Genomic DNA, 13,226 nt, shown 5'->3' with positions numbered 1-13,226 from the left:
GCCACTTCACGTAGGGCATGAAGCAGCCAATGACATTATTTATCTACGTCATTTATCTGTATCGCCAGCCACACCTTCATGTGAAAGGTCGCCTGAAAGCTCTGCTTGGATTTCTGCCAGGCTTTCTTTTTCAGCGGCTACGATTTTGCCACTGACTGCATCAACTTCCACTTCGTAAGCTTGCTCGCCAGATCTTACAAACACGTCCCACTGAGTATCTGGTTCGTCAAAACGGATACCTAGCACTTCAACACCCACTTCCGCCAGCGCTGCTTTGATTGCCGCTTCTTCAGTAATCAATTTGGCGTCTGCTGCGTAGCTGGAAACGCTGAATGCGCCCACAGAAGCCAGAAGTGCACTACCTAAAATCAGTTTTTTCATTTGTCTGTCCTTAATTCCATTTTAATCAAAGTACCTTGCCTCATGAGGTGTTGAAGGTTTGAGTTCCTGAGAGCGCCTTCAGCAAAAATGGGCAATGCCTCGTATCATCAATGGCAGATTAAAAGACGTGGTGTGAAAAAAATGTGAAAGCGCTTTTTCACATTTTTCCACAGTGTGCTTACAGAGGAAGAGAAAGCACTTAAGCGATTGAAGTAATTGAAAATAATAGAAAAAGACAGACACATAAGATGTTGTGAATTGGGCACAACATGTATTGACTTGCTGTGTCTGTCTTAAATTTCTCTACCAATATTTAGTTTAAGCAGAGAGTTCTTTTCGGATGATTTCCGCACCTGCACTCAGTGCATTGAGCTTGGCTGTTGCCACTTCGCGGGAAAGCGGTGCCATACCACAGTTGGTGCATGGGTAGAGTTTATCGGCATCAACATATTTCAGCGCTTCGCGCAGCGTGTCAGCCACTTCTTCCGGAGTTTCGATAGTGTTTGTCGCCACATCAATGGCACCTACCATGACTTTTTTACCGCGGATAAGCGATAACAGCTCGATTGGCACGCGGGAGTTATGACATTCCAGCGAGATAATATCGATGTTGGATTGCTGCAGCTTTGGAAAGACTTCTTCGTACTGTCGCCACTCTGAACCCAGCGTCTTTTTCCAGTCGGTGTTGGCTTTAATGCCGTAGCCATAACAGATGTGAACAGCGGTTTCACATTTCAGCCCTTCGATGGCGCGTTCCAGCGTGGCAATGCCCCACTCGTTCACTTCATCAAAGAAGACATTAAATGCAGGCTCATCGAATTGGATGATATCCACGCCGGCGGCTTCCAACTCTTTCGCTTCCTGGTTCAGGATTTTCGCAAATTCCCACGCGAGCTTTTCGCGATCTTGGTAGTAGCCATCGTAAAGGGTATCAATCATGGTCATAGGACCGGGTAGCGCCCATTTGATTGGCTTGTCGGTTTGCTTACGCAGGAACTTGGCATCTTCTACAAACACGGACTTTGGACGGGAAACCGGCCCGACTACTGAAGGCACACTCGCTTCATAGCGGTTTCGGATTGTCACGGTTTCGCGCTTTTCAAAATCAACGCCATTTAAATGTTCAATAAACGTCGTCACGAAGTGCTGTCGTGTTTGTTCGCCATCGCTGACAATATCTACGCCTGCGACTTGTTGTTCCTGCAATGCCACACGAAGCGCGTCTTGTTTGCCATCAATTAATGCATCACCTTCTAATTTCCATGGTGACCATAGTTTTTCTGGTTCTGCCAACCACGAAGGTTTCGGTAAGCTTCCTGCTGTTGAAGTCGGTAATAGTATTTTCATAATAAATGCTGTCTTTTCTCTTTATTTGTTATTGTTTGATCGTAATTAGGCGTAATTCGCAGACCATTGCTCAAGAACATTTTGGTAAGGCTTGATGAAGTTTTCTTCTGCAAACTTACCTTGTTCAATCGCTAATCGACTGCGCTCTTCACGGTCATATACAATTTGCGTTAAAGAGTGGTCAGCATTTTTCAAGTTTGGCTGATAACATTTTCCGGCCACTGCATTGGCATTGTAAATTTCAGGGCGATAGATTTTCTGGAATGTTTCCATGGTGCTAATGGTGCTGATTAACTCAAGGTTGGTGTAATCATTCAGCAAATCGCCAAAGAAATAGAAAGCTAAAGGTGCAACGCTGTTTGGCGGCATAAAGTAGCGAACCTGAAGGCCCATTTTCTTGAAGTATTGCTCGGTGAGTGAAGACTCATTTGGCAGATATTCCACGCCCAGCACCGGGTGTTGGTTTTCTGTCTGACTGTAGACTTTGTTGTCTGACACGCTCAAACAGATCACTGGCGGCTTCTTGAAGTTTTGCTTGTAAGCCTCTGAGTTCACGAAGTGTTTGAACAGCTTGCCATGTAGCTCGCCAAAGTTCTCTGGGATGCTGAACTTAGGCTGGCCCTTGTTGTGATCAAGAAGCAGAACACTGAAATCATAATCACGCACATAAGATGAGAAGTTGTTACCCACAATACCTTCAATGCGCTCGTTGGTTTGACGATCAAGAATGTTGGTTTTCAGAATCTCAATAGACGGGAATGCCTCACCACTGCCTTCGATATCCATATCAACGGAGATAATTTCCAATTCAACAGAATAACGATCGCCTTTTGGGTTATCCCAATTAGCGAGAGAGTTAAAGCTGTTATCAATCATTCGCAGTGCATTGCGCAGATTACTCTGACGACTATCTCCTCGCGCTAAATTGGCGAAGTTAGTGGTAATTCGGGTATTGTCTTTTGGCTGATAGTTTTCATCAAAACTAATGCTGTTAATCGCGAACGTAAAATTCTTATTCATGGTGATCGGGTTCCTGATCTAAAGCTGACTTAATTCCTTACTGTTACTGGGCTTTATTTTTGATTGTCACTTTCCCAGTCAGTCGTATTCACTGTTTTTCAGTGATACTTGCATAGTGAGATTTATACGTGCCTCATGGATTTAATGAAAACTCTTTTCCTTCACCTTCATCATGAGAAATCTTCATGATCTATTTTTATTTGTTCGTGTAGGATTTCAGCCTCTTGAAAATAAGCAGAGATGAAATGGATGAGTGATTTGCTTTTATTGTTTATATATTGTGCGCTGCTCGGCAGCGGCGTAGGTTTTCTGGCAGGATTGTTAGGTATTGGCGGCGGGTTGGTGATTGTGCCAATTCTCAGCGTGATTTTGCTTCACTTTGACGTATTGCCAGCACAGCAGGTCGTGGTTGCGGCCATCGCGACTTCATTAGCCTCGATACTCTTTACTTCTACTTCTTCGGCTATCGCTCATCATAAAAACGGTAATGTTCCTTGGGATTTGGCCCCTTGGATCATGACTGGGGTGGCGCTTGGCGCACTTATCAGCGGTTTTCTGGCCGCCTTGTTACCTGAGCAAATTGTTCGCATGGTGTTTGCGGTGAGTGTGGTACTCATTGCATTGAAGATGATTTTCAGCGGCAAGAGCGATGATGACGCTGAGCGTAAACTGCCAAACAAACCCCTACTGACTTTCTTCACCACGATTGTCGGTGGCCTGTCGGCCATGATTGGTATCGGCGGTGGCGCCCTTTTGGTGCCTATGTTGAGCTTCTTTTCTATCGACATGAAGAAAGCGATTGGTTGTGCGTCAGCCTGTGGCATCGTTATCGCTTTGTTTGGCTCGGTAGGTTATATAACGTCTGGCAGTGCCCATTTTGCATTGAGCGACGGTTTCGCTGGATTTGTGTACTTACCTGCGCTGCTGGGTATCGTCTGCACGTCTTGGTTCACTGCGCCATTAGGCGCGAAGGCGACCCAAACCTTGCCTGTTGCCACGATAAAGAAAGTCTTCGCGCTACTTTTGTTGGCGATGGCGGCGAATATGGCGCTACGTTAAACGAAACTAAGGGGGAAAGATCGTCGGTATCTTTCCCTTTGTTTTCTCTCCACCTGCCTTTTGCTTCCTTTTTAGCTTCTTTTCCTGGGTCTCTTTTCAAAGTTACCGCTCTCTTTTATTTGCGATTGATTCTCATTTACATTAATTTGTATTTTTAATAATTCAATCAATAAATAACCTCTCTAATGGTTCAGTACACCTCTTGAAATTGTTATATCATAACAATTAATGTCAGCAGAATTCGATATAGTGCTTTCTTTTCAAAGTCTTAAAGGGAAACAGTTTTGGGTGTTTTTGCTTCTTGTCCTGGCTTTTGGATTGAGCACGGTTTCTGTGCTCCATGCATTGGAACACCATGAAGACATTCACGCAGGACATCAATGCACGATCTATGAGTCGATTCATCACGCTGTTTTGCACGCTGACTCGGACGTTTTGATTTTGCCGGAACCTCAACCAGTTAGGTCATTCGAAGATAAAACCACATTGAGAACGGCAAGTGTTCGCCCGAGAACCCGCTCTCCCCCAGTATCCTAAAGCACTCTCCTTTTAATACATGTAATACATCACTCAATTTTTTATGACGTTAAGGAATACGTTAGGGGCTGTTATGACTGAAATTTCGTACGCCAATGTGGCAAAGAAGAAGAAAATGGTTCGACTGGGCGTGCTCGCCGCAGTTGTTATTGCGGGTGCTGCGTTCTGGTTTTCAGGGCAAAAAACAACGGAACTGACACAAGATAAATCCAACACCTTGTCCATCAGTGGTCCTTGGGAGATAACCAGCTTGGACCCTTCTAAACAAGGCTACATTCTCACCCGTATGCAGGTGATTGAGACATTATTGAACGTTGACCAAAACGGTAACATCACGCCGGGACTAGCTTCAGAATGGACAGTTAGCGACAACGGATTGGATTGGACGCTCACCATTAAAGATGGCGTGACCTTTCATGATGGTACGCCAATGGATATCGAGGCTGTAGTAAACAGCTTAAACCAGTCTTTGGCTAAACACGGTACGCTGGGTAAAGCCTCTATCAAAAGCATTGATGCGTTGGGCAACAATCAGGTTGTGTTCCAACTGAATGAACCTTATGTCGCCTTCCCTGCCTTGCTGACCAACTATTCAACAGCTATCGTGGCACCCTCTTCTTTCAAGGAAGATGGTCAAGTTGAAACCCTGTATGGTACAGGCCCTTATGAAATGGCTAACTTCCAACCACCGCATAAGCTATTGGTGAAGAGGTTTGATGGTTACTGGGGCGATAATGCCAACATCCCCTTTGCTTCTTATCTGACGGGTCACCGCGCGGAAAGCCGGATCCTGCAAGCGAAATCCGGTGAAGCAGACATTGTTTTCACACTCGACCCATCTATGCTCCCGCAACTTGATGGCGCGGATCAGGTTAACGTTCATAGTAACCTCATCCCTCGAACGCTGTTTGTGAAGCTCAACAATGGGCATCCATTCTTGAAAGAAACCGAAGCACGTAAAGCACTTAGTATGGCGATTGACCGCAGTGGCATTGCAAAGAATGTACTTTATGCAGAAGGTTCTGAAACCGCGCAACTGCTTCCTAGCTCGATGTCCAAGTGGTATCTCGATGGTGTCACCAATCAAGAATATGACCTGAGCGAAGCAAAAGCGTTACTTGCAGGTCTTGGTTGGGAGTTAAACGAAGCCGGCGTGCTGGAGCGCGATGGCAAACCTTTCAGATTGACACTGATCACTTATGCGGACCGTCCTGAGCTTGCTACAGTCGCAACTGCCATTCAGGCGCAATGGGCTGAGCTTGGTGTGGATTTAAAAGTAGATATTACCAACTCAAGTATGATCCCTGCCGGTCATACGGATGGCTCACTGGAAGTCGCGTTGATTGCACGTAACTTTGGTTTTATCGCAGATCCTCTGCCTATCATCAGCACCGATTTTTCTAATGGTGGCGGTGATTGGGGCACCATGAACTGGCAAAACGCCGACGTTGACGCCGCGATTGCGGAGCTGGTGCAAACGCGGGATGCAGAAAAAAGCCTGATGCTCAGTCAAAAAGTCGCGAAGGCTATTCATGACGATTACCCTGTGCTGCCGATTGCGAGCTACAGCCAACACACATCGGTCAACAGTCGTGTTGCCAACTTCAGTTTCGACCCGTTCGAACGCGACTACTTTATCAATCAAATGGACATTAAGTGATCATGATTTCGCTGATTAAAAAGCGGCTGATCCAGCTTGTTCTTGTAGCGTGGGGGGTTGGCACCCTCACGTTCATTATGATGAGGAGCCTTCCGGGTGACATGGCGTATCGCATTGCCGCCAGTCGTTATGGTCAGGATAATGTGGATTCCAACGCCGCAGAGTTAGTGCGTAATGAACTTAACCTCGACCAAGGCTGGTTTAGCAGTTACGTCAGTTGGCTGACTGACTTGCTCCAGTTCAATCTTGGGAACTCTCTGGTGAGTGGTTTACCTGTGAGCGGTGAAGTCGCGCATCAATTGGGGTATTCGTTGTTGCTGGCAGTAGCAGGCATTTCCCTTTCTGTGCTGATTGCCATTCCCCTCGGTATCTGGTCTGCCAAAAAAGGGGGAGCCGTCAATACCACGCTTGTCTGGCTTTCGACCTTCACCAAAGCGTTGCCTGTTTTTGTGTTGGGTTTGGTGCTGATTTTGGTCTTCGCCATGAACTTCACGGTTCTTCCAGTCGCAGGTTTTGGGACCTGGCAGCATTTAGTCTTGCCTGCCCTCACGCTCGCTATTAGCTTGGCCGCGGTATCTAACCGTGTCGTGCATGTCAGCGCACTCAAGGTGTTTCGTTCTACCCTCTATCAATTTTCATGCATTAAAGGTTTAACCGAATCGCAGACGTTTTTGCGCCATGGCGTTCGCAATATGGCGGTGCCAGTAGTGGCGTTTATCGGCATTCAGTTAGTCGCTGTGATTGAAGGGATAGTGATGATCGAATCGCTATTCTCTTGGCCGGGCGTCGGGCACGGTTTAGCACACGCTATTTTTGCCCGCGATATTCCCGTGATTCAGGGCTGTGCACTCACCATGGGAGTTTTGTTTGTAGCGTTGAATGGCCTGATTGATATCGCCTGCTATTTGATTGATCCAAGGGGGCGACAAGAACAATGATTAAAACATTATCTGTCAGCCAAAAAGCAGGTATTTCGATCTTGTTGTTCCTGTTCGGCTTTTCACTATTGACCGGTTTACTCTCGCCCTATTCAATTGACCAGCAGAATCTCTCGGCAACCTTGATGGCACCCAGCAGTGAGCATTGGCTCGGCACTGACCATTTTGGCCGCGACATGGCGACTCGATTAGCCAGCGCGATTGGCTTGTCTTTCTCGCTGAGCGTGTTGTGTGTCATCACCGCTTCCGTACTGGGTGTCAGTCTTGGTGTGCTTTCCGCCTGGGCTGGCGGCAAAGTGGAGCAAGTATTGGATATCGTCGTCAATACGCTGTTGGCTTTGCCGGGATTGGTTCTGGTATTGCTGCTGGCTGCTATCGCTCCAGGCTCGTTCGTCATGCTGTACCTCGCTATTTCGCTGGTTCAGTGGGTTGAGTATTACCGAGTCACCCGTGCCATTACCCGCGCACAAGTAGGCAGCCCAGAAAGACAACTTTCCGCCATGATGGGATTTGGGAAGTGGTATCAGTTTAAACGCCATATCCTGCCAGCCATTCTTCCTTCAGTAATGACCATGGCAGCATTTGGCGGCGCTAACGCGGTTCTTATGATGGCATCGCTCGGCTTCGTTGCTGTCGGTATTCAACCGCCCCTTGCTGAACTTGGCTTAATGAGCGTCGAGCTATTCCCTTATTCCGTCAATTCCCCTTGGGCACTCGCGCAGCCATTGGTTGCCGTTGCACTGCTGGTATTGGGTTTTCATCTACTTACGGGGGCAGGTCGTGAAACCGCTGATTCAACTGAATGATCTTTCAATAACGGTTGGAGATACCCTATTGATCCAACCCGTTTCGTTAACCTTGTATCAAGACAGGCCGTTAACGATTCTCGGTGAAACAGGTTCAGGAAAAAGTCTGTTAGCACAGGCCATTATTGGAACTTTACCCGAGACACTCTCTCAGCACGGCGACGTGGAAATTCTGGAACAACAGCTTGAAGGGGATGCGCTGAAAGCACTTTGGGGAAAGGAAATCATTATGCTGCCGCAAGAGCCTTGGCGGTCACTGGACCCGCTGATGCGCGGCTATCAACAGGTTTCAGAAGTGTATGAATGTGTGCACGGTAATAGTCCTGAAGCCGCTTTCAACATCGCCATTGAAGATCTCGATGCAGTCGGATTGAAAGAAAGTGCGATGAAGAGGCCGGGCGAACTTTCAGGCGGTATGGCTCAGCGTTTAGCCGTTGTCGCTGCGAAAGCTGGCGGCGCTAAACTCATTCTGGCTGATGAGCCCACCAAAGGTCTCGATGCCAGCCGTCGTGACGATATCACTCGCTTGCTTAGAGAAAGTGCTCAAGGTGGAGGTCTGCTGACCATTACCCATGATATTGAAGTTGCCCGCCAGTTACAGGGAGACATCATGGTGATGAGAAGCGGTGAGCTACTGGAAAAAGGCTCGTCCTCTCAGGTACTTGAGAACCCTCAGCATGAGTACACCAAAGCACTGATAGCCGCTGACCCGTTACATTGGAATAAACATACCGATGCCAATCCTTTTACTGATCCTGTGATTAGCGCTGAATCGCTATCCATTGGGCGGGGCGGCAAAGCACTGGCGGACGATTTGTCTTTCACACTCCATGCTGGAGAAGTGATGGGTGTTGTAGGTGACAGTGGGTGCGGCAAAAGCACCTTGGGCGATACCTTACTGGGTTTGCTGCCTGCCGTGAAAGGCTCTATCTCCAAACGGACGCCAAACACGGCACCTTATCAGTGGCAAAAATTGTTTCAGGACCCGCCCTCTGCGGTCACTTCGAGCGTCACTCTGGGTACTTTGCTGGAAGATTTGGTTTCGCTGCACAATCTCGATCGCACCAAAATCCCGCCACTAATGGATAAGCTAAACCTCGCATCGGAACTGCTCGAAAGGAACAGCCTTTCAGTTTCAGGCGGCGAGTTGCAGCGTTTTTCCATCATGCGCGCGTTATTGCTCGAGCCTGTGTTTTTGTTTGCTGACGAGCCGACATCGCGACTCGACCCTATCACTGCTATGGAGGTCACCGATGTGCTGATCACTTTGGCGAAGGAACAAGGGTGTGCGCTTTTGCTTGTGAGTCATGATAAACACCTTGTCGAAAAGCGCTGCGATTCGGTGATTAAGATGAGCTAGTCACTCAAACCTCCGACGCTTTCAACCAAACGGGGCCTCGCTTAGTCGCCCCGTTTTTCTCTACAAGCTTTGCTTACCATTGAATAGGTATCCACTGCCTTTGTGCGTTATAAGTTCCAATCCTATGATTTAATTCATGAAACAATCTTGATTCATCCACAATTGAGACTCGCTTCGAATATGCATCTTTTCACCCAATGTTAAATTCACCGACTGATTCTCTATGAAGTCAGGGAGACTTCAGCCACTCGCTTTTAGCCGTTGGATAACATCGAACTCTCCCGCTCTTCCAAAATGACATGTGGTTTACCGATGAAAAGACTCTTTGTTGCTTTACTCCTTTTTAGCTGCCATTCCTTTGCTGACAACTACTTCTATGCAGGCACCAATCTCTCCGTTTACGACGATACCGAGTTGAAATACAACGATCTTAAGGTGGACGAAAATAACGCATTCGGCCTGAGCGGTTTTGTTGGATACGGTCTGGAAATTTCAACGGGCATGGAGCTTGGGCTGGAAGTGGAATACCAACACTTCGGTAAAGCGGAATTCGCGCAAGATGTTTCCATGGACGGCGAAGCCTACTATTTCAACTTAAGACCAAAATGGGTTGAGCCAGGAAACAATCTCTACAGTGCTTTGATCCTGGGTGTCGGCGGAATTAAAGCTCAAACCAATATTTACGGCGTTTCCCGCTCACAAACTGAGTTGGCTTATCAGGCAGGCTTCGAGCTGGGGTATATGTTCGACCAATTGGATGTTGGCATCGGCTATCGTTACCAAACCGGCGATTTCAATGACGTAGACCTGTCGATTCAAGGCGTATTGCTGACTGCGCGTTATAACTTCTAAATCAAATCGTCTTAGGGTCAGATTCGGTCAGTTTTGACTGAGTCTGACTTGTTTTGATATCCACCCACCTATCAAGCCCTCTTCGAGATTTAATGAAGCCCGTTTTATCTAGCCATCGCCTAGTATTGCGCTCTATCGCTCACTCTGATGCCAACGATTTATTTGAGATCTATGGTAACGAGCAAGTCATGGAGTTTGCGTCTGACCCTGTGTTCACCTCAATTGAAATGGTTCATCAAATGCTTGAAAGCGTGGCTCGATTGGAAGCCACAGAAGAATCCTTTGAATGGGCGATTGTTGAGAAAGCTTCAAACAAAGTAATTGGGACCTGCGAATTGCATAGTTTTAGCGAAGACCGCTCTGAATGCGAAGTCGGTTGTTTATTAAACGCTGCTCACTGGAACAAGGGTTTGATGTCTGAAGCATTGCCGCTTCTGTTTGGGTTTGCTGGCTCAGTGGGTGTTAAGGCGTTGATCGCTGATATCGATAATGACAACGTTCGTTCCATTGCCCTGTTCGAAAAACTTGGTTGTGAAGTCAGTGGAAAAGATTGCCAATTTGTACAATACCAAAAACATACCGGCAGATAACCTGGTTGTTAACTGCCGGCATACTAACTCGGTGACCGAAGTCGCCTCTGCTGAGGAGACTAACTCGAATGAGTTATTTTTTCAGTTCACTCCTGACTGTCTGCATTTTATTACCAGAAAGGTATCCGTCCTTGTATTGCTTTAACGCTTTCAAAGTCGGAAGCTCAATCATGCTTACATCAGATGCTTCCATCGCGCTTTCAATGACTCGATGCAGTTTCGTTTCATTGTCGTTTTCATCACTCTGAACTTTCACGACAGTTTGGAAATAGACAGGGGCTTTTTTCTTTCCCTCATTTAAATAGTTTTGGGCAACATAATAGATCGCATTGGTGTCATCAAAGAATGCGGCATTGTTATCTTTAGTTTCTTTATGTTCCAAACTGTTGTTGCCAATAATGCAGTTATCATTTTTTCGGCACGTATTGACAATTTTTCTCATTTTATCCTTAGCAAGCGGCCAGTCTTCCGTAAGTTTTTCACCCTCTGGCGGAGCAATCCCTGCATGGTTTGAATAGTCATTGAAGTGTGCGCGGGCAACAGATACCCATGTGTTTTCCCATGCGTTTGCAACGATGTTTATTTGCTTTTTCTGGCAGCTAAAGTCTTCTTCAAACGTCAGCCCGGCAGACATCAGTACACCGATATTCGTTAAGCCATCGTTACGATCCACATAGTTGTCGCCATTCTCTGCACGGTGCATGTCAGCACTTTTCATCATGCAGGCGGTAATTGAGATCTCTCTGAGGATTTCATTGCGCACATGGTCTTCATCGCCTTCTGGCTTGGCATCAAACTCTTCAGCAAGTGCTTGATGTAATGCCTTATATTTGTCTAGAAATGCATCTTTCCAGAAGTGCGGCAGCATACCGTCTCGACCTTTTCCTACCTCAGCATAGGCAACGTAAGTCGACCCGATATCCGGGTTATCCAGGATATGGTCTGGGCTATACTGGCCAGCAAACACTCTTAACTTAGCGCCCAAATTCACGCCATTAGCTTCGTTATAGTCTTTGATGTCATTTAAGGCGTCTTCAATCAATTGGAAATCATAAACGCCATCTTCAGGTTCGAGAGTCGCCCACTCAGCCTGAATCACTACACCGTCTACATACTTTGTCCAATCAGTAGGCTTGTTTTTATCTTCCTTACCAGGCTTGTCGTAACCATTTCTTTCGCCAATCGATTTACCGACATCACCACGAGTGATAAAACCTTCCAGGATCGCTTTACTTGGTTCAGCCAAAGCTGCACCTGAAACCAGTGTTACCAGTGCAACTCCAATTCGTAGTCCTTTACAGATATTGTCCATAATTCCCTCAAAAATATTATAAGTGCCAAATACCTTTATATATGAGACGCAGTATCAGCATCGGGAATTATGAAACCACATTCAAAATGACATCCATCGACTCACTTTTGAGACAATAAGAATCTAAATATATTGATTTGATAATTATGTTAGAAAGCAGCATGACTACCCAAGATATCAATCATATGAAATTCACTATATATTTGGTTTTATGGATTCTAATAATCACTTCAAGCACACTTTAATCGACTAATTATTCTTATCTAGTTTTCTGTTTATTACGTATTATTTTTGATACATAGGTGGTTGATAGTTCAATGACGTATCGTTTTTCATAAAAATATTGCTTGCCACCAAACTCCCGACGCAAACAAACCCCAGCGCGGACATAGTCATTGCATCCGGCACTTCGTTGAAGATGGGAATAGCCAGCAAAGTCGCGATCACTGGTGTCGCACTGCCGAATGCTGCACTTCGCTCTGCCCCGAGTTGTTTAACGGCATACAGATAAGTACAAGACGACACTATCCCTGCCCCGACACCTTGCAACAAGGTATGGGTAAACACTTGCTGCCATGGCCATTGTGATACTGAGGTTTGATGGAGTGTGCTCGGCAACCATCCAACAGTGATCGCCACAAACAGAACCAAGCAAGACATGATGGCTAACACGCCAGAACAAGCGAGAGCATTCAGGTTCGCTACCCGCGCACTGATCGTGAAAATAGCCCACACCAAGCTACCTAGCAGAAATAGCAAATGCCCTTTGGATTGCGCCCAGTCATAGATACCTTGCGAACTACTGATATTGCTTACGAGAAACAGAGCAGTGCCTATCGCTATTGCGGCAAGTCCAAGTTTGCGGTGTGAGCTTAATGGTTGCTGATAAAAGAGCACTGCAATGGCGGTGACAAACAAAGGTAAAGTACCCGGCACAAGCGCACTACCGTGAGAAACTGGGACATATTGCATCGCGTTACTTGCCACCAGAAGATACGGTAGCCCGCTTCCGACAAACATACCCAGCATATATTTGGCCGGAATAGCTACGATTTGCTTTCGTGCCTGATAGACAAAAGGAGTCAGTAACAGAGCGGGAACCAGGAAGCGCATGAGTGCCAGATCAGCAGGCAGCAAATCTGAATTCGCGCCGCCTTTTAGAGAGAGGAAAAAACCTGCCCAAACCAATAGCGTTGCCATCATCGACAAGTAACCTGCCGTCTTGCCCTGTGTCGTCCTGTTTTTTGCGCTCGAAGCCATCACTGTTCATCTCTGTCCTTGATGTTGAATGGCTATTATCTGGCACAGCGATTAGCGTTAGTTGGCAACTTTCTATATTAATTACACAATAATTGATGGTTTCC

General features: G+C 46.6%; 12 protein-coding genes. 7 read left to right on the top strand and 5 right to left on the bottom strand.

Annotated elements, in window-relative coordinates; all coding sequences use genetic code 11:
- Nucleotides 1–48 precede the first annotated feature (48 nt).
- The 3 genes from D515_RS09560 to D515_RS09550 all read right to left on the bottom strand — a co-directional run bounded on the left by D515_RS09560 (nucleotide 49) and on the right by D515_RS09550 (nucleotide 2,748).
- Nucleotides 49–381 carry a PepSY domain-containing protein gene (locus tag D515_RS09560; protein ID WP_002538066.1) on the bottom strand — a complete coding sequence of 111 codons (333 nt, stop codon included), beginning with the start codon at nucleotides 379–381 and terminating at the stop codon, nucleotides 49–51.
- 318 nt (nucleotides 382–699) lie between these two features.
- On the bottom strand, nucleotides 700–1,728 hold the full coding sequence (locus D515_RS09555) for a methionine synthase (RefSeq protein ID WP_002538064.1): 1,029 nt from the start codon (nucleotides 1,726–1,728) through the stop codon (nucleotides 700–702).
- 45 nt (nucleotides 1,729–1,773) lie between these two features.
- Entirely contained in the window at nucleotides 1,774–2,748 is a 975-nt protein-coding gene (locus tag D515_RS09550) for a DUF1852 domain-containing protein (RefSeq protein ID WP_002538063.1), read from the bottom strand.
- A gap of 249 nt (nucleotides 2,749–2,997) precedes the next feature.
- On the opposite strand from D515_RS09550, the gene D515_RS09545 reads away from it, so the two are divergent.
- The 7 genes from D515_RS09545 to D515_RS09515 all read left to right on the top strand — a co-directional run bounded on the left by D515_RS09545 (nucleotide 2,998) and on the right by D515_RS09515 (nucleotide 10,550).
- Nucleotides 2,998–3,807: a sulfite exporter TauE/SafE family protein gene (locus D515_RS09545; RefSeq protein ID WP_002538062.1), complete on the top strand. Its 810-nt coding sequence runs from the start codon at nucleotides 2,998–3,000 to the stop codon at nucleotides 3,805–3,807.
- A 610-nt stretch (nucleotides 3,808–4,417) separates the two neighbouring features.
- Nucleotides 4,418–6,004 (top strand): ABC transporter substrate-binding protein, encoded by a 1,587-nt coding sequence (locus D515_RS09540; protein WP_002538061.1) that lies wholly within the window; start codon nucleotides 4,418–4,420, stop codon nucleotides 6,002–6,004.
- A gap of 2 nt (nucleotides 6,005–6,006) precedes the next feature.
- On the top strand, nucleotides 6,007–6,942 hold the full coding sequence (locus D515_RS09535) for an ABC transporter permease (protein WP_002538059.1): 936 nt from the start codon (nucleotides 6,007–6,009) through the stop codon (nucleotides 6,940–6,942).
- Nucleotides 6,939–7,748 (top strand): ABC transporter permease, encoded by an 810-nt coding sequence (locus tag D515_RS09530; protein ID WP_002538058.1) that lies wholly within the window; start codon nucleotides 6,939–6,941, stop codon nucleotides 7,746–7,748. Before D515_RS09535 ends, D515_RS09530 begins: the two co-directional genes overlap by 4 nt.
- Nucleotides 7,723–9,108, top strand: coding sequence for an ABC transporter ATP-binding protein (locus tag D515_RS09525; protein WP_039849854.1), 1,386 nt, complete (start codon nucleotides 7,723–7,725; stop codon nucleotides 9,106–9,108). The genes D515_RS09530 and D515_RS09525 overlap by 26 nt, the downstream gene beginning before the upstream one ends.
- A gap of 312 nt (nucleotides 9,109–9,420) precedes the next feature.
- Entirely contained in the window at nucleotides 9,421–9,960 is a 540-nt protein-coding gene (locus tag D515_RS09520) for an outer membrane beta-barrel protein (protein WP_002538056.1), read from the top strand.
- A gap of 92 nt (nucleotides 9,961–10,052) precedes the next feature.
- Nucleotides 10,053–10,550, top strand: a complete 498-nt coding sequence (locus tag D515_RS09515; protein ID WP_039849853.1) for a GNAT family N-acetyltransferase — start codon at nucleotides 10,053–10,055, stop codon at nucleotides 10,548–10,550.
- Nucleotides 10,551–10,623: 73 nt separating this feature from the next.
- Here the strand turns inward: D515_RS09515 and D515_RS09510 are convergent, their stop codons facing one another.
- Nucleotides 10,624–11,862 carry a hypothetical protein gene (locus D515_RS09510; protein ID WP_002538054.1) on the bottom strand — a complete coding sequence of 413 codons (1,239 nt, stop codon included), beginning with the start codon at nucleotides 11,860–11,862 and terminating at the stop codon, nucleotides 10,624–10,626.
- A gap of 285 nt (nucleotides 11,863–12,147) precedes the next feature.
- Entirely contained in the window at nucleotides 12,148–13,122 is a 975-nt protein-coding gene (locus D515_RS09505; protein WP_039849852.1) for a DMT family transporter, read from the bottom strand.
- Between the last annotated feature and the right edge of the window lie 104 nt (nucleotides 13,123–13,226).

Origin of the sequence: Grimontia indica (genome assembly GCF_000333895.2) — a bacterium.
In the GTDB taxonomy this organism is placed as follows: Bacteria; Pseudomonadota; Gammaproteobacteria; order Enterobacterales; family Vibrionaceae; genus Enterovibrio; species Enterovibrio indicus.
This window is presented reverse-complemented; position numbering and strand designations above follow the sequence as displayed.

What these genes read in the sequence shown, in the direction of transcription:
- D515_RS09540 (WP_002538061.1), top strand. Translation starts at nt 4,418, where the DNA reads ATGACTGAAATTTCGTACGCCAATGTGGCAAAGAAGAAGAAAATGGTT.
- D515_RS09530 (WP_002538058.1), top strand. Translation starts at nt 6,939, where the DNA reads ATGATTAAAACATTATCTGTCAGCCAAAAAGCAGGTATTTCGATCTTG.
- D515_RS09555 (WP_002538064.1), bottom strand. Translation starts at nt 1,728, where the DNA reads ATGAAAATACTATTACCGACTTCAACAGCAGGAAGCTTACCGAAACCT.
- D515_RS09505 (WP_039849852.1), bottom strand. Translation starts at nt 13,122, where the DNA reads ATGGCTTCGAGCGCAAAAAACAGGACGACACAGGGCAAGACGGCAGGT.
- D515_RS09560 (WP_002538066.1), bottom strand. Translation starts at nt 381, where the DNA reads ATGAAAAAACTGATTTTAGGTAGTGCACTTCTGGCTTCTGTGGGCGCA.
- D515_RS09550 (WP_002538063.1), bottom strand. Translation starts at nt 2,748, where the DNA reads ATGAATAAGAATTTTACGTTCGCGATTAACAGCATTAGTTTTGATGAA.
- D515_RS09535 (WP_002538059.1), top strand. Translation starts at nt 6,007, where the DNA reads ATGATTTCGCTGATTAAAAAGCGGCTGATCCAGCTTGTTCTTGTAGCG.
- D515_RS09520 (WP_002538056.1), top strand. Translation starts at nt 9,421, where the DNA reads ATGAAAAGACTCTTTGTTGCTTTACTCCTTTTTAGCTGCCATTCCTTT.
- D515_RS09515 (WP_039849853.1), top strand. Translation starts at nt 10,053, where the DNA reads ATGAAGCCCGTTTTATCTAGCCATCGCCTAGTATTGCGCTCTATCGCT.
- D515_RS09545 (WP_002538062.1), top strand. Translation starts at nt 2,998, where the DNA reads ATGAGTGATTTGCTTTTATTGTTTATATATTGTGCGCTGCTCGGCAGC.
- D515_RS09510 (WP_002538054.1), bottom strand. Translation starts at nt 11,862, where the DNA reads ATGGACAATATCTGTAAAGGACTACGAATTGGAGTTGCACTGGTAACA.